This window comes from Streptomyces sp. OR43 (assembly GCF_008042275.1).
Taxonomy (GTDB): Bacteria; Actinomycetota; Actinomycetes; order Streptomycetales; family Streptomycetaceae; genus Streptomyces.
In genome coordinates, this window is the sequence record NZ_RDBK01000043.1 from 1 (window position 1) to 21,547 (window position 21,547).

General features: G+C 72.5%; 20 protein-coding genes and 1 pseudogene. 9 read left to right on the forward strand and 12 right to left on the reverse strand.

What is annotated here, in order from left to right; translation table 11 throughout:
- Both EAO72_RS43175 and EAO72_RS18370 read right to left on the reverse strand, forming a co-directional pair.
- Positions 1-213, reverse strand: a pseudogene (locus tag EAO72_RS43175) (hypothetical protein); the annotation flags it as partial.
- A gap of 169 nt (positions 214-382) precedes the next feature.
- On the reverse strand, positions 383-946 hold the full coding sequence (locus EAO72_RS18370) for a TetR/AcrR family transcriptional regulator (protein ID WP_148018429.1): 564 nt from the start codon (positions 944-946) through the stop codon (positions 383-385).
- 89 nt (positions 947-1,035) lie between these two features.
- Between EAO72_RS18370 and EAO72_RS18375 the strand changes: the two genes are divergently transcribed.
- Complete coding sequence (locus tag EAO72_RS18375) at positions 1,036-2,127, forward strand: saccharopine dehydrogenase NADP-binding domain-containing protein (protein WP_148018430.1); 1,092 nt, start codon at positions 1,036-1,038, stop codon at positions 2,125-2,127.
- Positions 2,128-2,448: 321 nt separating this feature from the next.
- Here EAO72_RS18375 and EAO72_RS18380 read toward each other — a convergent pair whose 3' ends face one another.
- Positions 2,449-3,003, reverse strand: a complete 555-nt coding sequence (locus tag EAO72_RS18380) for a TetR family transcriptional regulator (protein ID WP_261991560.1) — start codon at positions 3,001-3,003, stop codon at positions 2,449-2,451.
- A gap of 129 nt (positions 3,004-3,132) precedes the next feature.
- On the opposite strand from EAO72_RS18380, the gene EAO72_RS18385 reads away from it, so the two are divergent.
- Positions 3,133-3,897 carry an SDR family oxidoreductase gene (locus tag EAO72_RS18385; protein WP_148018432.1) on the forward strand — a complete coding sequence of 255 codons (765 nt, stop codon included), beginning with the start codon at positions 3,133-3,135 and terminating at the stop codon, positions 3,895-3,897.
- Positions 3,898-3,984: 87 nt separating this feature from the next.
- On the opposite strand, the gene EAO72_RS18390 is transcribed toward EAO72_RS18385, so the two are convergent.
- Positions 3,985-4,362: an FKBP-type peptidyl-prolyl cis-trans isomerase gene (locus tag EAO72_RS18390; protein WP_148018433.1), complete on the reverse strand. Its 378-nt coding sequence runs from the start codon at positions 4,360-4,362 to the stop codon at positions 3,985-3,987.
- Positions 4,363-4,722: 360 nt separating this feature from the next.
- Positions 4,723-4,914 (reverse strand): hypothetical protein, encoded by a 192-nt coding sequence (locus tag EAO72_RS18395; protein ID WP_148018434.1) that lies wholly within the window; start codon positions 4,912-4,914, stop codon positions 4,723-4,725.
- A gap of 202 nt (positions 4,915-5,116) precedes the next feature.
- Between EAO72_RS18395 and EAO72_RS18400 the strand changes: the two genes are divergently transcribed.
- A complete protein-coding gene (locus EAO72_RS18400; protein WP_148018435.1) occupies positions 5,117-6,061 on the forward strand; it encodes a helix-turn-helix transcriptional regulator in 945 nt (314 codons plus the stop codon).
- A gap of 155 nt (positions 6,062-6,216) precedes the next feature.
- Here EAO72_RS18400 and EAO72_RS18405 read toward each other — a convergent pair whose 3' ends face one another.
- The gene (locus EAO72_RS18405) at positions 6,217-8,103 is read right to left on the reverse strand and encodes an AfsR/SARP family transcriptional regulator (RefSeq protein ID WP_261991561.1); all 1,887 of its coding nucleotides are present in this window, start codon (positions 8,101-8,103) and stop codon (positions 6,217-6,219) included.
- Positions 8,104-8,509: 406 nt separating this feature from the next.
- On the opposite strand from EAO72_RS18405, the gene EAO72_RS18410 reads away from it, so the two are divergent.
- The 6 genes from EAO72_RS18410 to EAO72_RS18435 all read left to right on the forward strand — a co-directional run bounded on the left by EAO72_RS18410 (position 8,510) and on the right by EAO72_RS18435 (position 15,067).
- Positions 8,510-9,559: a radical SAM protein gene (locus tag EAO72_RS18410; protein ID WP_148021880.1), complete on the forward strand. Its 1,050-nt coding sequence runs from the start codon at positions 8,510-8,512 to the stop codon at positions 9,557-9,559.
- Positions 9,556-10,248, forward strand: coding sequence for an iron-containing redox enzyme family protein (locus tag EAO72_RS18415; RefSeq protein WP_148018436.1), 693 nt, complete (start codon positions 9,556-9,558; stop codon positions 10,246-10,248). Before EAO72_RS18410 ends, EAO72_RS18415 begins: the two co-directional genes overlap by 4 nt.
- Entirely contained in the window at positions 10,241-10,450 is a 210-nt protein-coding gene (locus EAO72_RS18420; RefSeq protein WP_148018437.1) for an aroma-sacti cluster domain-containing protein, read from the forward strand. The genes EAO72_RS18415 and EAO72_RS18420 overlap by 8 nt, the downstream gene beginning before the upstream one ends.
- Positions 10,451-10,539: 89 nt before the next feature.
- Positions 10,540-13,611, forward strand: coding sequence for an adenylate/guanylate cyclase domain-containing protein (locus tag EAO72_RS18425; protein ID WP_261991563.1), 3,072 nt, complete (start codon positions 10,540-10,542; stop codon positions 13,609-13,611).
- On the forward strand, positions 13,608-14,459 hold the full coding sequence (locus tag EAO72_RS18430) for a S8 family peptidase (RefSeq protein ID WP_148018438.1): 852 nt from the start codon (positions 13,608-13,610) through the stop codon (positions 14,457-14,459). Before EAO72_RS18425 ends, EAO72_RS18430 begins: the two co-directional genes overlap by 4 nt.
- The gene (locus EAO72_RS18435; RefSeq protein WP_148018439.1) at positions 14,456-15,067 is read left to right on the forward strand and encodes a GAF domain-containing protein; all 612 of its coding nucleotides are present in this window, start codon (positions 14,456-14,458) and stop codon (positions 15,065-15,067) included. Before EAO72_RS18430 ends, EAO72_RS18435 begins: the two co-directional genes overlap by 4 nt.
- Before the next feature lie 440 nt (positions 15,068-15,507).
- On the opposite strand, the gene EAO72_RS18445 is transcribed toward EAO72_RS18435, so the two are convergent.
- The 6 genes from EAO72_RS18445 to EAO72_RS43180 all read right to left on the reverse strand — a co-directional run bounded on the left by EAO72_RS18445 (position 15,508) and on the right by EAO72_RS43180 (position 21,540).
- Positions 15,508-16,887: an MFS transporter gene (locus EAO72_RS18445; protein ID WP_148018441.1), complete on the reverse strand. Its 1,380-nt coding sequence runs from the start codon at positions 16,885-16,887 to the stop codon at positions 15,508-15,510.
- Positions 16,884-17,798, reverse strand: a complete 915-nt coding sequence (locus tag EAO72_RS18450; RefSeq protein ID WP_148018442.1) for a DUF6895 family protein — start codon at positions 17,796-17,798, stop codon at positions 16,884-16,886. The genes EAO72_RS18445 and EAO72_RS18450 overlap by 4 nt, the downstream gene beginning before the upstream one ends.
- Positions 17,799-17,800: 2 nt before the next feature.
- Entirely contained in the window at positions 17,801-18,988 is a 1,188-nt protein-coding gene (locus tag EAO72_RS18455) for a radical SAM protein (protein WP_148018443.1), read from the reverse strand.
- Positions 18,985-19,947 (reverse strand): DUF6895 family protein, encoded by a 963-nt coding sequence (locus tag EAO72_RS18460; protein ID WP_148018444.1) that lies wholly within the window; start codon positions 19,945-19,947, stop codon positions 18,985-18,987. The genes EAO72_RS18455 and EAO72_RS18460 overlap by 4 nt, the downstream gene beginning before the upstream one ends.
- Entirely contained in the window at positions 19,922-21,118 is a 1,197-nt protein-coding gene (locus tag EAO72_RS18465; protein WP_148018445.1) for a glycosyltransferase, read from the reverse strand. Before EAO72_RS18465 ends, EAO72_RS18460 begins: the two co-directional genes overlap by 26 nt.
- Positions 21,119-21,411: 293 nt before the next feature.
- Positions 21,412-21,540: a hypothetical protein gene (locus EAO72_RS43180; protein WP_261991564.1), complete on the reverse strand. Its 129-nt coding sequence runs from the start codon at positions 21,538-21,540 to the stop codon at positions 21,412-21,414.
- Between the last annotated feature and the right edge of the window lie 7 nt (positions 21,541-21,547).

The window sequence follows — 21,547 nt, forward strand, 5'->3', positions numbered from 1 at the left end:
GACCTGCGCCCGGGCTCCGGCCCCGTCTTTCGGCGGGGTCGAGGTGAGAGCGATGTCGCCGCTGACGAGTGTCGGCAGTGGCTGTTCCGGCTCGAAGCGGGGACGGTTGGCCAGCACCTTCTCCCAGAGCGCACGGATCGCTTCCCGGCCCACCTTCTGAAACCCGTCCATCCACCCTCTGAAACCCGTCCACCGTCCCGAAGGACGGGCCATCCCACATATGGCGAGCTCACCCGCTACGACGCACATGCCGTGTGCGAGCACCGGCGCTCGATGGGCGCCGGGCATCGGTCCGTGTGCGCAGGTCCGCCGGCATGAGTTCAGGCCGGCCTCGCCGCTCCCGACGGCGTGGGTGGCAGGGCCCGGCGGCGATGGCTGCGGCTCAGCTGTTCCCGTTCAGCACCGCGTGGAGCGCGGTCTCTGCGGCATCGAAACACCTGGGGAAGGGGCCCTCGCCATGGGCCCAGCGAGTGAAGGCCTCCTCGGAGATGATGGAGGCCACGCGTGCCGCGAGGTGCGCCTCGGTGGGTCCGGCCCCGCGCCGTTCCAGGGCGTCCTGAAGTGCGGCGGTGACCGCGGCCGACTTGCTTCGCTCGCGTTCCAGCAGCTCCGCGGTGGAATTGATGATCGCTCTGCGACGACCGGAATCGGTGACCGTCGCGCTGACCTGCGTACCGACCTCGCGAAGGGCCGACAGTGCCGCCCGCAGCGGCGCAAGCCCGGGATCCGCGCCGAGAACGGCATCGGCCACGGCAGGCGGAAGCCGCTCGGAGCCGGCGAAGAGGATCTCCCGCTTGTCCGGGAAGTACCGGTGGAAGGTCCGACGGGTCAGCCCTGCCCGCTCCGCGATCTGCGTCACTGTGACGGCGTCGTAGCCGTACTCGCCGAACAGGTCCAGCGCCGCTTGACGCAAACGTTCCGGAGCTCCTGCGTCCCAACGTGCCATGCCCGCATCCTACACACGGACATGTCTCACTGTGACATCAGTGTTAGCCTAGTGATGACACAATGAGACATCACGGAAAGCGGGAGACCATGACGCAGGGTGAGATGTGGATTCTGGGGGCCAACGGCCGGGTCGGCCGGGCCGTCGCGGCACAGCTCGTGGCGGCCGGGGTCGCCCCCGTGCTCGTCGGGCGCGACGCCGGTCGGCTGCGCAAGGCCGCCGCCGACCTCGGGCTCGACGCCGACGCGAAGATCGTCGTCGCGTCAGGGGTGGATGCCATGGCGGCCGAGATCAGCCGCCGGCGGCCCGTCGTGGTCGTCAACACCACGGGGGACTACGCCGAGAGCGCTGTTCCGATCGCACGCGCCTGCATGCCGGGCGGCCACTACCTCGACCAGGCCAATGACCCGACCGCCGTCCAGCGCCTGTTCGCCCTGCACGACGAGGCGGCCGCCGCAGGAAGCACCCTGGTGACCGGCGCGGGATTCGGCGTCGTCGGAACCGAGGCGATCGTGGCGCGCCTGTGCGAGAACCGTCCCGTGCCGAGCCGGGTACGGGTGGACGCCTTCGCTTCCGTCGCGGTCGAGGAAGGGGCGCTCGGAGCCGCCCTCGCTGCCGGCGTCGTGGACGGCCTCGCGATGGGGGGCCGCCGTTACGAAGGTGGCCGTTTGGTCAGGACCCGTCTCGGTGGAGAGGTCCATCGACTGACCCTGCCCGGTGGGGAGCCGGTGTCCTCGGTCGGTGTCCCCTCCGGTGAACTCATCGCCGCGCACCGGGCGAGCGGAGCCCCCTCGGTTTCGGCGACCTCCGGTCTCGTTCCCGCCTCGCTCGCCGTTCGAGCGGTCCTGCCGCTGCTGTCGGCGATCCTGCGGAACCGGGCTGTGCGGAGTTTCGCCATCCGCCGGATGTCCGGGATCACGGCCAAGGCGGCTCCGCGCCCCCGCCCCCACACCTGGGGCCACGCCGTCATCAACTGGCCCGACGGCACCGTCCGCGAAGGCTGGCTCCGGACCGGTGACGCCATGGACTTCACCTCCGCCGTTGCCGCGCAGACCGCGCTCCGGCTCGCTGCGGGCGAGGGGCGGCCCGGCGCTCACACTCCGTCCGCCGCTCTCGGCCCGGACATTGCGCTCGCCGCCGGAGCCGATTTCATGGACGACGTGATAGCTGAAAACAGCTGACAACGAGGCGGTACCGCCGTCATCCAGCTCGCGGCGGCCTGCGGGGTCGATCCGGAAGCCGTCGATTCCTACGGCCGGCCGCTGCCTGGATCCGCCCAGGTGGCCCGTCCCTCGGTGCGACGGGTGCTCACCGCTCATATGCGTCACGGCGGCCTGACGGATGCAGTCAATGGACCTGACCGACGAGGTGGAGTTGAAGCTCTCCGGCCCTTTCCGCTCCTCCGCCCGCTCAGAGTGAACGGTCCTCTGTGGCGCGCGGCGCGCTACCGCGCGTAGGGGTGAGCTCGCAGAGTTGATCCAGGCGTTGCAGGCCCGGCCGCCTCACTTCCTCTCGTCGGTGACACCGGCGAGGTCGCCGAACGAGGCGGTGAGCGCCCGGGCGATCAGGTCGGGCAGGTCGGTCCGTCCGTCGTCCTCGGCCCAGCGTGTCAGCGCCGTGTGCATCGCGGCCAGGCAGGCGCTGGTCGCCGCCCGGGCGCGGAACGCGGCGTCGGAGTCCGTGGTGTCCTCCCCGAGCGCGTCGACGATGGCCTGTTGCAGCACGTACTGGCTGTCCAGATGCCGCGCCCTCAGCGCCGGCGTCGAGACCATGAGCCGGAGGCAGTCCAGCAGCAGCCGTTCGCTCGCCGCCGACTCGTCCCCGTCGCCTCCGGTCAGCGCCGCGGCCGCGTCGACGAGCGCGCCGCCGACGCGGCGTACCAGGGGCAAAGTCGGTGCCGAGGCGGCCACCCGCTCGGCGATGAGCCGGGCAGGCTGCTCGATGAGCACGAGGTCTTCCTTGGTGGGGAAGTGCCGGTACACGGTCATGGCCGAGACACCGGCGGCCTCGGCGACGTCGGCCACCGCCACCGCGTCGTAGCCGCTGTCGGTGAACAACCGGATCGCGTGCGCCTGGATCGTGCGCCGTGTCTCTGACCGCCGTCGATCCCGAAGGGTCGGTTTCCGCTCCATCATGTGATAGACGCTACCGTAATGTTAGTGACTAACACGTGTGGGGTGTGCGATATGAGCGGTCCGGTCGGCAGAACGGCCTTGGTGACAGGTGCGTCGCGCGGCATCGGGCGGGCCGTGGCGGCCCGGCTCGCGGCCGAACGGGTCATGGTCCTCGTGCATTTCGGCACGGACGCGGGCGGGGCGGCGACGACGGTCGAGGAGGTGGAACGCGCCGGTGGGGCCGCGCTCGCCGTCCAGGCCGAACTGGGCGTGGCCGACGACGTCGAGACGCTCTTCGCCGCTGTCGAGGACGCCTTGGCCGGGCGGCCGCTCGACATCCTCGTCAACAACGCGGCGGCCCCGCCGGCAGGCCCGCTCGGGACGACGACCCGGGCGCAGTTCGACCACCTGTTCGCGGTCAACGTGCGCGCGCCCTACTTCATCATCGAGCGCGCGCTGAACCTGATGCCCGACGGCGGCCGGATCATCACGATCTCGTCGGTGGCGACCCGGATGGCCAACTCGGCACAGACGTCCTTCGCGATGACGAAGGCCGCCGTGGAGACGATGAGCAGAACGCTGGCCAACCAGCTCGGGGCCCGGGGGATCACGGTGAACGCCGTCGCTCCGGGCGCAACCCGGACACCGGCCAATGGAGCCGTTTTCGACGTGCCGGGCCTCACTGAGCAGATCACCGCCATGACGGCGCTGGACCGGCTCGGCGGGCCCGATGACGTGGCCGACGTGGTCGCCTTCCTCGCGTCCGACGCCGCTCGTTGGGTCACCGGCCAGGTCGTCGACGCGAGTGGCGGCCTCTTCCTCGGCCCACGCGTCTGACCGGCGCACGGGAGAGGTCTCCGGGATCACCCGTGTCCACCCGGCGACCCCGCCGATGGCGAGGCCGGGAGAACCGGGCGGCCTTCCTCAGGCTACGGAGAGCAGATCCACCACGAAGACGAGCGTGGAACCCGCCGGGATCAACGGCGAGGGGGACTGGTTGCCGTAGCCGAGGCGCGGGGGAACGATGATCTCGCGCCGGCCTCCGGCCTTCATCCCCCTGATGCCCCGGTCCCAGCCCTTGATGACCCTGCCGCCCCCCACGGCGAACTTGAACGGCCTGCCCCCGTCCCAGGAGGTGTCGAACTCCTTTCCGGACTCGAAGGTGACCCCGACGTAGTGAACGCGGACGACCCGCCCCGGCTTCGCCTCGGGCCCGTCCCCGACGACGAGGTCCCGGATGGTCAGCTCCTGGGGAGGGTCACCTGCCGGACGTTCGATCTCGGGCTTCGCCGGTTCACTCATCGCAGCCTCATCACTCTCCGCCGGAATCGGACTGACGTACATCAAACCCCACGGCGCACAGCGCGGCGTGACGGGGCTTGCCGTGTCTTCGAACGGCCATGGCGCGGCCCGGACCGCTTCCGCCGAGTGCCCTGACGCCCGGTGAGTCCTGGCGGTCGGAGCAGGTGGGAGAGGCCGGGAAGAGGTGAACACCTCATGCGTGCGGCGTGGTTCTCCGAGTCGGGCGTCGGTGCCGGCGTCGGCGGCCGGAGCCATCCAGGGTCCGTCAACTCGCCCTCCCGTCCGTGGTGGCACTCCTGCCCATCGTCGGGGCCGCAGATGCCCACGACGGCCGCCGGGTGGGGGCGACCGGACCGCCGGTCACCAGTGGGGTGTGGGCACGGCCGGTGTGTCGTCATCGTCTCCGCGCACCGGCCGCGGAGGCTGATTGAGCACCTCGCGGGCCGTACCCCCGTCACCACCGGCCCGCTGCCGCCGGAAGCGGACCCGGCCCCTGAGAAGCAGCGCGAGGAGTCCCAGGAGCAGGGTGATTGCCCCTTTGGTGCGTTCCACGGTGATTCCTTCCAGGGGGTCTGGGAATATCTACCGCGCATCTGAACAATAGACATCTGTACGGGCGGGGGCGGAGCCATCTGGCTGATGAGGGGTGGGCGCCATGGGTGAGGACGGCCAGTTACCGGGTGTTGGCGGGGCGGCCGGCAGGACGGTGTCCGGCACGCAGTTGTCCGAGGACGCCGTCCGGGTATTCCGGTGGGTGAGTGACCAGGGATCGTGCGACGCGAAGACGCTGGGCGCGACACTGGGGCTGACGGAGGGATGTGCGGCCTCGGCGGTGGCGACCCTGACCGGTCTGCTGCTGCTGCGCTATCTGCCCGAGGATTCCGACCGGCTGGTGCCGGTGGCCCCGGACGCGGCCATCGCCGCCCTGGTCGCGCCGAAGGAGGCGGGGCTCCGCCGGCAGCTCGCCGAGATCGACCAGCTCCGGGGCGAGCTGGCCCTCCTGACGCCGTTCTATGCGGAGAGCCGGCGCCGGTGGCAGGGGCGGCCGCCGCTGACGGAGGTCACGGACCTGAAGACGGTCGTGGGCATGATCACCGAGGCGACGATGAGATGCCGGCAGGAGGTCCGCACCTGCCACCCCGGCGGGGGTCGCTCCCCGACGCTGCTGGAGCAGGCGTTCATCCAGGACCGGGACATGCTGCGCCGCGGCGTGCGGATGCGCACGCTGTACCAGCACACGGCCCGCTACCACCTGCCCACGCAGGAGTACGCCCGGCGGATGACCGACGAGGGCGCCGAGATCAGGACGATGAGCGAACTGTTCGGCCGCATGGTCGCCTTCGACGGGGAGACGGTGTTCATCCCGCACCAGGACGACCTGGACGCGGCCATCGTCATCCACGAGCCGTCCACGGTGGCGTACCTGTGCGCCACCTTCGACCACACCTGGTCGCTGGCCGAGCCCTACCATCCGGCCTGGACGGAGAGTTCGGCGCGGGACGAGGTGAAGCAGGCCATCGTGCGGCTGCTTGCGGAGGGCATGAAGGACGAGATGGTGGCCCGGCGTCTGGGGATGTCGCTGCGCACCTGCCGCAAGCACATCGCCGAGATCATGGAGCAGTTGGGTGCGGCCAGCCGCTTCCAGGCGGGCTATCTGGCCCGGGTGCAGTCCTCCGCCCCGGCCCCGGGCAGCGCCTGAACCGCGCACCTCGGCCGCCCGCGCCCGACCGGCCGCGGACGGCGCCGCCGCACCTCGCGCCGGTCGGGCCGGAGGCGGCCGGGAGGCTCCCCCGCGCCCGGTCGGCCGAGGACGCGCGGACACGGCGGCGTCGGTGCGGGCCGGCCGGCACGTTCCTAGCACCGCGTTCCCGGCCCGGCCGCCTGCTCCCGTGCGAACAGCAGGGTCAGCCAGGGCAGTTCGTAGCGCACGGGCTCCGCTTCCGACCCCCGGTGTGCGGTCACCTCGGGGCAGGACGGCGGCGCCAGGACACCGACGTCGATCAGGCCCTCCAGGGCGCGCTGTGTCTCCCGTCCGTCCAGGCCCAGGACGCGGGCGGCGACGGGCAGGGAGAAGGCGGGGTCCGGCAGCGCGGCCAGGGCGCGGAGGGTGACCCGCGCGGGGCCGGGCAGCCTGGCCCAGGCACCGGCCAGACGGGCACGGACCCCGAGGCCGCCGGACGAGAGTTCGTCCAACGCCTCCGCAGGGTGCTCCAGGCGGTCCGCGTACTGCCCGAGCGGCATATGGCGGAGCACGGAGAGGCGGTTCCCGCCGGCCCGCAGGGCGAGCGGGAGGAACCCGGTGGCGGCGACGATGCGTTCGGCGGCGCCGTGCTCGGCGGCCAGCCGGGTCCGGCCGATGATGTGGCCGAGCAGGCGCAGCGCCTCATCGGCGGACAGCGGCGGGAGTTCGGTCCGGTGCGCGGACTCCAGACAGGGCAGCCGGCTCCGGGAGGTGACCAGTGCGGCGGTGGGGCCGGACGGTGGCAGCAGCGGGCCGAGGGCGGCGGCGTCCGGTGCGTCGTCCAGGAGCAGCAGGACCCGGCGCCCCGACAGCCAGGACCGCCAGACGGTGGCGGCCTCCTCCCGGTCGGGGGGCAGCCGCTCGGCGCAGCCCAGGGAACGGGCCAGCTCCGCGAGCACCGATGACCACGGGCGGACGGAACCGTCCTCGGCGCACAGCCGGGTGGCGACCACACCGTCGGGGTAGCGGGCGGCGAGACGGTGCGCGACCTGCACGGCGAGTGCCGTCTTGCCGATGCCGGCCGGTCCGGTGAGGAGCACCGGGGGTCCGCCCTCGGAGCCCAACTGTGCGCCGAGCGCCTCGCGTTCCCGCTCCCGTCCGGTGAAGTCGGCGAGGTCCGGCGGCAGCAGCCGGGACCCGGCGGGTCCGCCGCGCGGCCGGGACGGGGCGGCGCTCTCCAGCAGACAGCGGTAGGCCGACTGCAGCGCCGCACCGGGCTCCAGCCCCAGTTCCCGGGAGAGCTGCTGGCGGCAGTCGTCGTACGCGGCCAACGCCTCCGTTCTGCGGCCGACCCGGTGCAGCGCGGTGACCTGGGCGGCGCGCAGCCGTTCCCGCAGCGGGTGCCGGCTCACCATCTCGTCCACGGTGTCGGCGACCGGGGCCGGCTCGCCGGTCTCCAACTGCGCCTCCGCCCATGCCTCGTACACGGCCAGCCGACGGGTGTGCTGCCTCGCCACGGCGGCACGCAGCACATCGGCGCGGGCCGCGAGATCGCTGAAGGGCGCGTGACGCCACAGGTCCAGGGCCCGGCGGTACAGGAGGGCGGCGCGGTTCGGCGCACCCGCGCGCAGCTCGGCATCGCCGTGCCGGGCCAGTTCGTCGAACCGCAGACTGTCGCACTCGTCCGCGGTGAGGTGCAATACGTACCCGCCGGGGCCGTGACGGAGCCGGCCGAGGTCGTCGGGGTCGAGTACCCGGCGGAGGTTGGAGACGTACACCTGGAGGTTCTTGCGGGCCGTGCGGGGCGGATCGTCCGGCCACAGGGCGTCGGTCAGTTCCTCCAGCGACACCGGTGTGTTCGGACGGGTGAGGAGAACCGCCAGGACGAGACGTTGCTTGAGCGGACCGAGCGGCAGAGGCAGGCCGCCGCGGGAGGCTCGCAGAGGGCCGAGAAGGTCGACGCGGAGCTGAGCGAGGCCGGTACCGGCCTCGCCCGCGCCCTCTCGCGTCATCCAGGGATCCGCCTCTCCGGTGCGGATTTCGGTGAACGTGTCGGTCATTTTCCTCAGCCCTTTCCCCAGCCGGTGTCGTCGGAATTCAGGGAAGAGTGGGCAATTGCGTGCACGAAAGCCTCCGGGGTGCGGTCGGGGGGGTGAGCGAATCCGCGAGGAGCCGTGAGAACTTCGGGAATTCGAGGAATTCCTTCCGTTCTTCACAGCATGGTCACAAGGCGGAGGCGGGGCCATGGGGCCGAGGATGGCTCAAGGTGCATGCAGCAACGCACCCGCCGGGATAAAGCGGTAATAGCCGCATACAGCAGGGCGAAGCGTCAGGCGGGGTTCGGTACCCCGCACACCCGGCCGGCCCTGCGCCGCGTACCGGACCCCAACCCGGCGCCAACCGCGACCGAACCGCTCCCGCGCACCCTGGCGCCGCTTGTCCCCGCTGACCGACGGAGGTGACGCGATGCGACTGGCGGAGATCATCGAACTGCGTCCGGTTCCGGCTGCCGGGCTGCTCGCCACGCTCACCAGACGGTGCCCGCTGAGCTGCGCCCACTGCTCCACATCGTCGGGTCCGCGGGGTGAGGACACCCCGGCCGCGGCGCTGCGCCGCTTCATCGGCGGGTTCACCGCCCGGGACCGTCCCGAAGTCCTCATGCTCACGGGCGGTGAGCCGCTGCTGCGGCCCGCGCTCGTCGGCGAACTCGCCGGGCTCGCCGCTTCGGCAGGGACGCGCACCTCCGTGCTCAGCGGCATGTTCTTCGCGGCCGACGGGCGCGTTCCCGACCGCATCATGCGCGCACTCGGTCACGTCGAACATTTCTCGGCGAGCATCGACGTATTCCACGAACGCGAAGTTCCGCGCGCGGCGGCATTCCGTGCGGTGCATCTCATCATGGAGAGCGGAATCGACGTGAGCTTTCACGTGGTGGGACAATCTGTGGACGACCCGTATCTCGCGGACCTCACCGCGTCCATACGGGCCGAGTTCCGCGACCGTGCAGCCGTACTGGTCAACCACGTCAGGCCCGTGGGCCGGGCAGCGGGCTGGGCAGCCGCGCGTACCGCGCAGGCCGGCGGTACCCGGGCGAAGCCGGCACCCTGCGCGATGGCGGCCTGGCCGGTGGTCGCCTTCGACGGCACCGTCACGGCCTGCTGCAACCAGGGTGTGGTGGACGCCCGCCCGGTGCCCGGACATCTGCGCCTGGGACACATCGCCACGGACGACTGGCCGGGGATACGGCGCCGCGTCCAGGACTCACCCGTACTGCGCGCCATCCGTACCGCGGGCGTCGCCTCCTGCGCCGACTGCCGTGGCCTGGCACGGCGGCCCCAGGCGCTGGCCGCCGCGGAACGGACCGGATCCCGCCCGGCGGCCGGCGCGATGGACGCACTCGGCGCCCGGCTCCAGCGCGATGCGGGGGCCGAGGTGCTGATGCGGCGGTACGGAAGCGCGCCGTACGCGCCGCTCGTGCTGCTCGGCGGCCCCGGGGACGAGGAGGCTCCCGCGTGAACACGTCGGCCGCCGCCGGCCTGCGGCTCGAACTGTCCCTGGTACAGCCCGTACTGAGGTCCGCCGCCGCCCGCATGTGGCGCTCCGACGCCGGGCTCCCCGGCCGGTACCGGCACTACCTGCGCGCCATGCACCAGGTGATCCGCGCCTCCGTGCCGCTGATGGAGCGGGCCGCCGCCCGGTGCGAGAGGCTGCCGCAGGACCCGCTGGCCGCGCCCCTCGCACGCTATCTGCGGGCACACGCCGCACAGGAACGCGGCCACGACGACTGGCTGCTCACCGACGCCGAGGTATCCGGGACGGCGCCGCGCGAGCTGACCGGCTCCGTTCCGCCGGCCCACGTCGCCGCCCTGGTGGGGGCGCAGTACTACTGGATCGAGCACAGCCATCCCGTGGCCCTGCTCGGCTACATCGCCGTACTGGAGGGCAACGCGCCGGCACCCGGGCTGGCCGCCCGGCTGGCACGCGAGACGGGACTGCCGCAGGCCGCGTTCGCGACCGTACGCCTCCACGCCGACCTCGACGACGGGCACAGCGCCGAGCTGGACCGGCTCATCGGCCGGCTGCCGCTGGACCCCGCGCGGCGCTCCTTGGTCGGCGTCAGCGCGCTGCACACGGTCACCGTCCTCGCCGAGCTGTTCGACCGCATCGCCACGGCACCTCACGTATCGGAGAGCGCTCATGACTGACCACGCGCACGATCGCGACCGCCTCCGCACGCTGGAGGACGCCGGGTTCCCGCTGCACAGCCTGTCACCGGAGCAGCGCGAGGTGCTCCAGGGCCTCAGCGCGGAGGAACTGACCCTGCTGCTGGGCCTGAAGGAGCGGCTGGACGCGGCCGAGCCGGAGGTGCAGGCGCACAGCGAGATCGCCGGCGGAGCGCTGTTCTGATGACCGGGTCCCTACGGATGAAGTGCCCCCGGTGCCCCGGACCACCGCCGGACGGCGCGGCGTTCTGTCCCGGGTGCGGAAGCGCCTGCGTGCCCGTGGCAGGTTCCGCGACGGCCGAGGAACGCCGGGTGGTGACCGTGGTCTTCTGCGACCTCGTCGGATCCACGGCCCTTTCGGGGCGGCTCGACCCGGAGACCCTGCGCACGGTCACACTCCGGTACTTCGCGCTGATGCGGGCCCGGATCGAGGAACACGGCGGAACGGTGGAGAAGTTCATCGGGGACGCCGTGATGGCCGTCTTCGGTGTCCCCGTGCGCCACGAGGACGACGCCCACCGGGCCCTGGCCGCCGCCCGCGGGATGATCACCGGCCTCGACGGGCTCAACGCCGGACTGGAGCGGGAGCACGGGGTACGGCTCGCCGTCCGCATCGGTGTGAACACCGGCGAGGTCGTGGTGAGCGTCGATCCCGCCGCCCGGCAGGCCCTGGTCTCCGGCGAGGTCGTCAACATCGGCGCCCGGCTGGAACAGCACGCCGGCCCGGGCGAGATCCTGATCGGGCCCGCCACCCTGCGCGCCGCCGGGCCCTCGGCGGTCACCGAATCCGCCGGAGCGCTGTCCCTCAAGGGCGTCGACGCCCCCGTTCCGGCCCACCGCCTGACCGCTCTGTACGAGGACGACCCCGAGCGGGTCCGCCGCTTCGACACCCCGTTCATCGGCCGCGAGCAGGAACTGGCCGAACTCCGCCTGCTGCTGCGCAAACTGACGGCGGACCCCCGTTCGCACCTGGTGACTGTCTACGGCGAGGCGGGCCTCGGAAAGACGCGCCTGCTGCGCGAGTGGCTCCGGGACTGCCCGGCTTACGGCGAGGGCCGGTGCCGCCCCTACGGTGAGACCGGCACCCTCTCTCCGCTCGCCGAAGCGGTACGCCAGGTACTCGCGGCCGTGGGGGAGGAAGCCGGGCTCGCAGGACTGCCGGTGCACGAGCGGATCGAGGCCGAGCAGGCACTGGGCCTGCTGCGGAGCGGTCTGCTGGCGGACGGCACACCCAGCCCCTCGGCCGACGGCACCCTCATGGCATTGGCCTGTCTGCTGGACGGGCTGTCCCGCGAGCGGCCCGTGGTGCTCGTCCTGGACGACTGCCACTGGGCCTCCGCGCCGCTGCTCGACATGGCGGAGCGGCTGCTGGACGAACTCGACCGCTCGGCCGTCGCCGTGGTGTGCGCCGCGCGTCCCGAACTGCTGGAGGCCCATCCCGGATGGGGCAGCGGCCGGATGCGCTCCGCCTCGCTCATGCTCACGCCGCTCACCCGCGAGGAGGCCGCCCTGCTCGCCGGTGAGCTGATCGAGGTGGCGGCCCACCGGCAGGGAGTGCTGGAGGGCGCCCTCGACCGCGCGGAGGGCAATCCGCTGTACCTGGAACACCTGACAGCCGTGGCGGCCCAGTGCGACGACCTGCCGCTCACCGTGCACGCCCTGCTCGGCGCCCGGATCGACGCGCTGCCGCCCGAGGAGCGGACCCTGCTCCAGCTGGCCGCCGTCCTGGGACGCGAGTTCCGCCCCGCCGACCTGACGGAACTCGCCGACGCCGAGGACTCCTTCCCCACCGGGTCCGCAGCCGGGCTGCTGCGCGGCCTCGTACGACGACGCCTCGTCGAGCCCGGGGGCCGCACCCTGGCCATGAGCTCCGTACTCCGCTTCGGCAGCGCCCTCGTCCAGGAGACCGCCTACCGGGGTATGGCCAAGAAGGTACGCGCCCGGCGCCACGAGGACGCCGCCCGCGTCCTCGTCGGGCACGAGGCGGGTGACGCCGCCGTCGGCACCCACCTGGCCCGGGCCCACCGTCTGCTCGCCGAACTGGGGACGCGCGGCACGGACACCGACGCGTTGCGTACGCGCGCCGCCGCCCTGCTCGTCCGGGCCGGCGCGGCCGCGCTGGCGCGCTCCGACCTGTCGTGGGCCGACGATCTCCTGACGCAGGGCCTGGACCTGGCCGCTCCCGGCGAACCGGCGGCCGCCGAGGCCGCCCGCAGGCTCGGCGAGACGAAGGTCGCCCGCGGCGAGCCGGCGCGCGGCCGGGAACTCCTCGCCGGGGCGCTCGACACGGCCGACCGGACGGGTGACCGGCTGGGCGCCGCCCACGCCCGGCTCGCGCTGACGGCCCTGGACCCCCGGCACGGGGCCGCGACCGAGGTGGCCGAGGCGGCCCTCCCGCTCTTCAGGGTGGCGGGCGACGACCAGGGCATCGCACGTGCCTGCGTCCGCATCGCCCAGGACCGGCAGCGGCGGGGACGGCACGCCGAAGCCGAGTCGCTGCTGCGGCAGGCACTGGACCACGCCGGCCGCGCCGACGCCGAACCCGAACGGGCCCTGGCGCTCGGCGCGGTCGGCATCTCCCTGTGGCGGGGCCCGACTCCGGTCGGGCGAGCCGTCGCACGCTGCGAGGAACTGCTGACGGCCCATGGCGCCGGCCGGCCGACCGTCCGCGCCACCCTGGCCTGCCCGCTGGCCGTACTCCTGGCCCTGCAGGGCCGCCACGACGAGGCACGCGAGAGGCTGGCCGAGGCGGCACGGCTCGCCGGTGGCCTCGGCTACGCCGAGAGCGCGTTGTTCGTCCCGCTGTTCGCCGCCGAGGTCGAGGCGCTGACGGGCACCCCGGACCGCAGACTCGCCCTGCTGGACGAGGCCGCCCGCGCCGGCCGTGAACTCGGGGCCACGGGCGCGCTGCCCGGCATCGCCCGCGAGCGGGCCCGGATCCTGCTGGACCGGGGGGATCCGGCACCGGCCCTGGCCCTGCCCGGCCCCGAGGAGACCGCTCTGCCCCCGGCGGAGTCCGCCGACGCGGAGGGCCTGCGAGCCCGCGCCCTCGCCCTCACCGGGGAGCCGGCCGCGGCGCGGGCGGGCGCGAGCCGGGCGGCCGCCGCGGCAGCCGACACGGACTCCCCGGTGGTCCGCGGCACCGCGGCCCTCGATCTCGCCCACACGCTGCGCACGCTGGCCCTGCACGGCGACGCGGCGCGGGCGGCCCGCACGGCGCGGCAGCACTTCGCCGCCAAGGGACACCGGCTCGGCGCGGACCGCGCGGCCGCGTTCGCCGACGACAGCGCGGCCGCGGCCCGGAGCACCGGCCGCCGGACCGGGCCGGAAGGAAGGACCCCATGACCACCCGGACGGCAGGAGGGCTCACCTGGAGCCTGCGCGACCGTAATCCCGAGGACCTCGACCTGCTCGCGGACACCCCGCCCGCCGACCCCTCGGCGTGGTCGGACGGCTCGGGCGTACGCGTGTGCGTGGTCGACACCGGGGTGGAGTGCGGTCACCCCTCGGTCGGGCCCGTGCAGGGCTCGTACGAGGTGGTACCGGCCGCCGACGGGAGCCTGCACGTCGTCGACAGCGGTCCGCTGCCGGACGGCACCGGTGACGGATGCGGCCACGGAACGGCGTGCGCCGGAATCGTCCGCCGGGTGGCGCCGGGCTGTGACCTGTACAGCGTGCGGGTGCTGGGCGAGGGCTTCACCGGCAGCGGCGACGCCCTGCTCACCGGACTGCGCTGGGCCGTCGACCAGGGCTTCGACGTGGTCAACCTCAGCCTGTCCACGACCCGCCCGAAATTCCTCGAGACCCTGAGGTCCCTGGCCGACCAGGCGTTCTTCACCCGAACCACGCTGGTGGCGTCGGCCCACAACACACCGGTGGAGAGCTTCCCCTGGCGGTTCTCGTCGGTGATCTCCGTCGGTACGCACCGCGAGGACGACTCCGGGCTCTTCCTCTACAACCCCGCACCGCCCGTGGAGTTCTTCGCACCCGGCCAGAACGTGCAGGTGGCCTGGACGGGCGGCAGGACCATCCGCACCACGGGGAACAGCTTCGCCACTCCCTTCATCAGCGGAATGTGCGCACGACTACTCGGCAGCCGACCGAAGTTGACTCCCTTTCAGATCAAACACGCGCTGTACCTCTCCGCCGCGAACGTGCGGATCGGCGCACCAGGAACCCGAGGTGAATCATGAGCCAGTCCCACGGCCTCGTCCCCGCCACCGGCGCGGGCGCCGCGACTCGGGCCGGGAGCGCCGAGCGCGATCTGCTGCAGTCCGTCGTCGATACCGCACGGGCCATTTTCGGAGCGGCGGCCAGCTCCGTGCTGCTGCACGACGAGGAGGCCGACGAACTGGTCTTCCAGGCAGTGGCCGGGGAGGGCGAGGAGTCACTCGTGGGCTCCCGGTTCCCCGCCGGCCGGGGGCTGGCGGGCTGGGTGCTCGTCTCGGGCGAGCCGATGGTCGTGGACGACCTGCGCGACCAGGGCATGTTCGCCCGGGACGTCGCGCAGTCGACCGGGTACGTCCCTGACGCGCTGATGGCCGCGCCGCTCGCTCACCGGGACCGTGTGCTCGGCGTGCTCGAAGTCCTCGATCCCGTCGCGCAGTCCCGGTCCAGCCTCTCCGAACTCGACCTGCTCGCGCTCTTCGCGCGCCAGGCCGCTGCGGCGCTCGCGGTCGTCGCCGAGCGGCGGCGCGAGGAGGCGGCGCCGGAGGTTCGCGCACGGGGCCTGGAACTGGTGGAAGCGTTGCGGGACGTGCTGCTCGACGGGATGTCGCCGCCGGCCCGGCACGGCGGTTGAGGCGTCGGCGTGCCGCCGCATTTTAGAAGCCGACGGTCCAGCGGATCCTGAAGCCACCCGTGGGCCACCGCCACCGGTCCGCTGCGAGGAACGGCCGGGTAGGCGCGCAGGCAGGGAACGAGGCATCTCCCAGGCCGCCGCCGGTGGTGCGGGCGATCAGGACCTTACGGAAGAGGGCGAAGTCTCCTGTGGCCGGCGTGCACGGAGGGCGGCAGCGAAGTCCTCGGCCCGGCAGAGCCGGATGGGGAGCGCCCGGTGACCTGCTCCGCGACGGCCCGCTGGATCCGCGTACGCGGATCCAGCGGGCCGTCGCGCTCGCGCGTGCCCAGATCCTCACCCGCGTCCGGACGGTCCGTCGCGTCGAGCGGGTCGCGTGTCTCGTCGAGGGCGAAGCCGAGCGGCTTCACGCGGCGGATGACCTTGAGCCCCGCTCCCTCTGCTCACTGGGTGCTCCCTCGAGGAGCAGCGGGCAGCGACTCGTCCGGTGCGGCGGCCGGCCCGGGGCCGGCCTCCCCGGAGGCGTCCCCGCGCGGGAGAGCGGTCCAGGCGTAGACGCCGGACAGGATGACGAGCGCGCCGGACATCGCGAAGACGGTATCGACGGGGCCGAACCGGATACCGGCGAAGGAGCCCCCGACGTCCCGCAACGCGGAGCCGGCGAGCCAGCCGGACAGCACGGCGGAGAGCATCGACGCCAGCCGCGTCACCGGGTAGAACACGGAAACCACGCGGCCCCGGTACTCGGCAGGCGCGGCGTCGAGCAGGAGCGGCGCCATCGCCGTGTTCAGCATGGTGAGTGGAACGGTGAAGACGAAGAGCAGGACGACGCCTCCGACGAATCCGGTCTGCCGGGAGTAGACGAACAGCAGGAGGCCGCTCAGGATCAGGCCCGCCCAGGTGGTGCGGCTCGCCCCGATCCACTGCACCACACGCCCGGCGCACAGCGCGCCGACGATGCCGCCCAGCCCCATGGCCGTGCCGATGTAGCCGTAGAGGTGGACGGGCATATGGAGGTTGTCGGTCGCGAAGAAGATGTTCAGGGTGCTCAGGGCGCCGGTCCCGAACTGGCCGATGACGGCGAGCACGGTCAGCGCGACCAGGAATCTACTGCGCCGGAAGAAGCGGATGCCTGCCGTGAACTCCCGCAGCAGGCTGCTGGGCCGAGAGGTGGATCCACTGTCGGGTTTCTCGGTTCCGGCCACTTGGCGGTCCGCCCCGATGGAGCGGATCACGACGTACGACACCGCGTAGGACAGCGCGTTGAGGAGCAGCGCCCACTGGAGGCCGGCGGTGAAGAGCAGCGGCGCGGCCAGGGGCGGCCCGATGATCCAGGCGGTCTGGGCGGTGGCCTGGGCGATGCCGGCCGCCCGCGCACGGTTGGCCTCCCCGGTCACCAGATCACCGATGACCGAGAAACGTGCCGGGGTGAAGAACTGGCTTGCCGCGTTGAGCGTCAGGACGATCGCGTAGACGATCGCCAGCCAGACCCCGACCGGGAGGGCATCGATCGGCAGGAAGGACAAGGCGGTCAGCACGGCCACCAGCCCGCCGCGGACCACCTCGGTGCGGAGCATCGTGCGGCGCTTGTCCCAGCGGTCGACGAACACGCCCGCGAGCGGACCGATGATCAGGACGGAGATGCCCGCCGCCAGCAGGATGCCACTGACCGCCATCGGTGCCCAGCTCCGGTCCTTCGCCAGCACGGTGGCCACCCACAGCACCAGGGTGGTGCTGAAGACGGCGTCCCCGACGGACGAGACCGCCTGCCCGAACCAGAGCCGGGTGTAGTCGCGGTTGATGAGTACCAGACGTGGTGTCATGAGGCCCTCTCCGACGAGACGATCAGAGCCATCAGGGCAGTTACCAGGGTCGTGTGGTAGGCCTTGCTGAAGAAATCCGCAGCCGTGTCCGATCCCGACGCCCTGAGCGCGGCAGACCGGACGGGTATCGAGCCGTCGGGCAGTTGGGCCCGTGCGAGGCACTCCACGGCCGCGGCTCCCGAAGGCGTACGCAGCGGATCGGCGCCCAGGATGAACTCCGTGAGGAGGAGTTCTGCGGCCAGGTCCCACCGGTCATGCGCGACACAGTGGTCCAGCATGCGGCGGACCAGGTCCCGTGCGTGCGCCGTGACGTCGCCGGTCAGCCCGGGGTCGGTACGGCCGAAGTCGCTGAGATAGAAGGCGGTGTGCGTCAGGGCGTACGCCTGCGGGGCCGCGAGCGGCTCCGTGTGCCCCGGTTCCGCGGCCTCCGGCTCCAAGGCCGGGTGTGCGACGAGCGGGCTGAGCGGGACAAGGCCGGCGTACGGCTCGATCCCGTGGCGGACACCGGCCTTGTCCGCGTAGTAGCGGATCTCGATGCGCTGGTACGCGGACTTCCCGTGCGGCGAGAGAAAGCCGGGGCTCACCCGCATCGGCGTGACGTTGATCCCGGCGGGGGCGAGTGCCGTGTAGATCAGCCAGTACGAGGACGCGTGCCCGGGGTGGACGTCGAAGAGGTCCGGGAAGTCCGGACGCAGCCAGAGTGCCCGGACCAGGTCGGCAGCCCCCTCCAGCGAGCCGGGGGCGCTGTCCAGGCGCCCCGCGCAGTGGCAGAGCAGCGCCAGTTCCAATGCTGCCTTCGCCTTCGTGTGCGTCGCCGACGGGGCGCTCGACGAGTACGGGTCGAAGTGGTCCAGGCTTCCCCCCAGCCAGTCGAGCGCSCCGTCGGAAAGCCGGTCGAGTGAGGAGGCCATGGCTACAGGCGCCCCGTCTCGTCCAGGTGGTCGAGGAGTGCAGTGTCGACGGTGTCGCGGAACTCCGCGATTGCCCGTGCGCCCTCGTCGTAGCGGTAGAGGTCCTCACAGGCGATCCAACGGTCTTCGGCCTTCGCGCCGGCCACGTATCCGTCGGCGACCGTGCCGACTTCCCAGTCGGACTTGCCCGCCGTCTCCCAGCAACTGGAGAGGGTCCCGTCCGCACTGACCACCGCCCCGTAGCGTCCGCCGGAGTGACCGCAGGTGGTGCAGGGCCGGCGGGCACCGGGGCGGGTCACGGTGAAGCCGAGGCCGAGAGCCCGGCGCTGCCACCGGACGAAGGCGGCGGAGAGCTCGCCCGTGCGCAGGTCGTTGGCGTATCCGATGCCGACATCGCCGACCCGGGCGAAGTACAGCGTGCACCGGGCGGGGTCGAGCGCGGCAGCGAGACGGCCGATCAGGCTGTCGATCCCGTGGATGTTCTCCTGGGAGACGTTGACCCGCAGGGTCCACCGGACCGGTGCGGCCTCGGAGGCCCCGACGATGTTGCCGATGATCGTGTCGAAGGTCCCGCCGCCGTCTGCCCTGCCGGTCCGGATCCGGTCGTGGTCGGGGCGGTCGCCGTCGAAGGTGACCTGGACGGAGTCGAGTCCGAGTTCGGTGAGCTGCCGCGCCAGCCGCGGGGTGAGCAGCGTGGCGTTGGAGATCATCCAGGCCGACGTCTGCCCGATGCCCGCGGCCCGCTCCAGCAGTTCCAGACAGCCGCGCGGGTTGAGCAGGGGCTCTCCGCCGAAGAGGAGGATCCTCAGCCTCTCCAGGTCGGCGGCGGCCATCTGCCGTCGGGTGAAGTCGAGGACCGAGGTGATCGTCTTCGAGGTGAGCCGGCTCCTGGCGATCCGGGGCGGGCGTCCGCCGCCCGCCGGGTCCTGGGCGGTGTTCTGGAAGCAGTATCCGCAGCCCAGGTTGCAATGAGTGCTGGTGAGGACGGTCAGCGAATAGGAACGGACCGGACTGGCGGCGAACAGGCCCTTCTCGTCCAGCCAGCGCTCCGTCTCGGGCAGCAGCGCCCCTTCGGCGGTGAGGTGCCGGGAGCCGAGGCGGGCGATGCCCCCGGCACCTAGGAACCACCAGTTCCGCTTGCCTCGCAGGAGACGCTCGCCCCCGGTACGGGTCACTTGGTCAAGGCTCATCGCACACTTCCCATCACTGATGCGCCCGCTGTCGGAAGCCCGCCGGATCGGCCACCGAAGACGATGAGCATCGCCAGGGCCGTTCCGAGGGTCGACTGGTAGGCACGCCTGAAGAACGCCACGGGCGTCGCGGTCGGCGCGGCCCGCTCGGTCACGGATTTCCCCGGAATCGCACCGTCGGGCGACAGCGCATCCGCCAGCATCCGGATGCCGGCCGCCCCCGAAGGCGTCCTCAGCGGATCGGCGCCCAGGCAGTACTGGGCGAGCACGAGCTTCGCGGTGAAATCCCACGCCCCCTGCCGTACGCAGTGCTCCGTGAGGCTTTCCACGACGTGTACCGCCCGTTTCCGTTCGCCATTGGTCAGCCCCGGATCACGGAACCCGAACTCGCTGAGGTGGAAGACGGTGTGCGTGATCTCGCAGACGTCCAGCTCCGCCACCCGCAGCGCGGAGGCCCGAGCCAGCAGGCTGTCCGCGTACAGTTCCCGGTAGGAGGCCAACTGGTGCCCGACGCCCGCCAGGTCGGCGTAGAACCGACTCTCCAGGTGGAGGTACGGGTTCTTCCGGCGAGGCGTCAGAAATCCATCGGCCTCCAGCCGGGCCGGCACGACGCTGTGCGTGTCCGAAGCGGTCCCGGCCGGTGCCAGTGCCGCGTACATCAGCTGGAACTGTCGCGCGTACCTCGGGTCGGCGGTGACCAGACGGGGGAAGTCCGAACGCGCCCAGGTGCGTTCCACCACCCCGGCGGGTACGACGAGGTCGACGTCCGTCGGCGCGATCCTGCCCCAGAAACGGCAGAGCAGCGCGAGTTGCAGCAGCGCCTTCACGTGCGGGGTTGTCGGCAGCTCGGCATGGGCGGCCGGAGAACCGAGGTAGTCGGCGTGACGCCCCACCCATTGCCGTGTGCCCACGGACAGACGTTTCGCGGCCTCCTCAAGGCCGGCTGGTCGCGTATCCATGATCCTCCTTCGGTGTGGTGGAGGCCTGGGCCGTCCGTTCCACGATGTCGGCCGCGCGGGCCGCGCCGTCCATCGCGGCCAGTCGGCTGCCGAGGGCGCGCGCGCGGGTCCGCAGGCCCTTGTCCTCCCACACCGACCCCAGCGATGCGGACGGCTCCTCGGACGGGGCGTTCGGGATGTGCGCGGCCACACCGGCCCGCAGGCAGGCGCCCGCCAGTAGCGGCTGCTCGGCACCGTTGGGTGAGACCGCGAGGGGCCGTCCGCGCAGCAGGGCGCCCAGGACCGGGGCGGAGGTGCCGTTGGTCAGCACCAGGCCGGCCAGGTCGATGAGCGGACCCATCCACGGCTTGCGTACGAGGACGAGGTCGGCGTCCGGCGCGGGCTGCGGGTCCGTGGACCGGCCCTGCTCGACCACGGCCTGGAACCGGCCGCCGGTGAAGGCCGCGTTGAGCAGGGGCCACAGGCTCCTGCCCCCGAAGAAGCGGCCCATGTGTACATAGACCACGGGTTTGCCGGACCGTTCCAGGTGGTCCTCGACCCATCCCACCTCGGCGGGGTCGGCGGCCGGTTCCCAGACCAGCGGTCCCACGTGACGTACCCGCTCGGGCAGTTCGGCGCCCGGGTGCTCCAGCGCCGGGTCACCGCGGAGCAGCAACGCGTCACCGAGCAGCGGGCTGCCCTCCCAGCGACATGCGCGTGCGGCCTCACCCGCCTGCTCCCGCACCTCGGCGTACAGTTGCAGCCCTTCGCCGGTGCGGCTCTTGCGAGTCCTGCCCAGTTGCGGTTCCCCTTCTCCACCTGACCGGTAGTCCCACAGGTGGGCCGAGAGGCCGACCACCACCACGGGAATGTCCAGCACCTCGGCGGCGAGCAGGGCCCCGTTGCACAGGACGGAGGTGATCAGCAGATCGGCTCCTGCCTCCCGGGCAGCCCGCACGGTCGCCAGGTACTGCACCTGGCCGGTCGTTCCCCACCAGGCTGCCGAGAACGCCCGAAGGCCGCCGTAGTCCTCCGCCGTCATGAAGGGAAGGCCGGCCTCGGCGACCACGGGGGCGGCGGTCGAGCGGCCCAGGACACTGACGTGATGACCCCGGCGCGTCAGCTCACGCCCGGCAGCGATCACCGGGTAGAGGTAGCCGCCGTCGCTGAGCGGGCAGAGAAGTATCCTCACGGCGTCACCCGGCCGGGAGAGCCGCGGTCAGGTGCCTTGTGGCCCGGTCCGCTCAGGAGGACGAGGCACTCGGGGAGTTCGTGTACGCGGCCCTGCCGGACCGTGCGGGGGTGCCGGCGCTGTGCCGGAGGACGGGCGACGGAAGTCATTCGGCGCTCTCTCATGGCCTGGCCGGAGACGGTCGGGCCCCGGTGCCGTGGCCTCGGGGCGGACGCAGGCGCGGGCTGCCCGGTTCGCGGCATGAAGCCGGGATCCGGGTAGCCCGCCCCGCGCTCAGGACTCGATGGACCGGGTCAGAGTGCGCTGCTGCCGTTGACGATGCAGCCGGGCACCTCCGGCTCGAAACCGTCGTTCTCGGTGTGCGCGACGACCTCGGCCTCGGTGTCGTCCTGCTCCTGCTCCGGGTTCGTGTTCTCGGACATCCGGTCC

Bases quoted from the DNA above. Each gene is read 5' to 3' on its own strand.
- EAO72_RS18370 (WP_148018429.1), bottom strand. From the start codon at position 946: ATGGCACGTTGGGACGCAGGAGCTCCGGAACGTTTGCGTCAAGCGGCG.
- EAO72_RS18375 (WP_148018430.1), top strand. From the start codon at position 1,036: ATGACGCAGGGTGAGATGTGGATTCTGGGGGCCAACGGCCGGGTCGGC.
- EAO72_RS18385 (WP_148018432.1), top strand. From the start codon at position 3,133: ATGAGCGGTCCGGTCGGCAGAACGGCCTTGGTGACAGGTGCGTCGCGC.
- EAO72_RS18390 (WP_148018433.1), bottom strand. From the start codon at position 4,362: ATGAGTGAACCGGCGAAGCCCGAGATCGAACGTCCGGCAGGTGACCCT.
- EAO72_RS18405 (WP_261991561.1), bottom strand. From the start codon at position 8,103: ATGACCGACACGTTCACCGAAATCCGCACCGGAGAGGCGGATCCCTGG.
- EAO72_RS18410 (WP_148021880.1), top strand. From the start codon at position 8,510: ATGCGACTGGCGGAGATCATCGAACTGCGTCCGGTTCCGGCTGCCGGG.
- EAO72_RS18420 (WP_148018437.1), top strand. From the start codon at position 10,241: ATGACTGACCACGCGCACGATCGCGACCGCCTCCGCACGCTGGAGGAC.
- EAO72_RS18430 (WP_148018438.1), top strand. From the start codon at position 13,608: ATGACCACCCGGACGGCAGGAGGGCTCACCTGGAGCCTGCGCGACCGT.
- EAO72_RS18435 (WP_148018439.1), top strand. From the start codon at position 14,456: ATGAGCCAGTCCCACGGCCTCGTCCCCGCCACCGGCGCGGGCGCCGCG.
- EAO72_RS18445 (WP_148018441.1), bottom strand. From the start codon at position 16,887: ATGACACCACGTCTGGTACTCATCAACCGCGACTACACCCGGCTCTGG.
- EAO72_RS18455 (WP_148018443.1), bottom strand. From the start codon at position 18,988: ATGAGCCTTGACCAAGTGACCCGTACCGGGGGCGAGCGTCTCCTGCGA.
- EAO72_RS18460 (WP_148018444.1), bottom strand. From the start codon at position 19,947: ATGGATACGCGACCAGCCGGCCTTGAGGAGGCCGCGAAACGTCTGTCC.
- EAO72_RS43180 (WP_261991564.1), bottom strand. From the start codon at position 21,540: ATGTCCGAGAACACGAACCCGGAGCAGGAGCAGGACGACACCGAGGCC.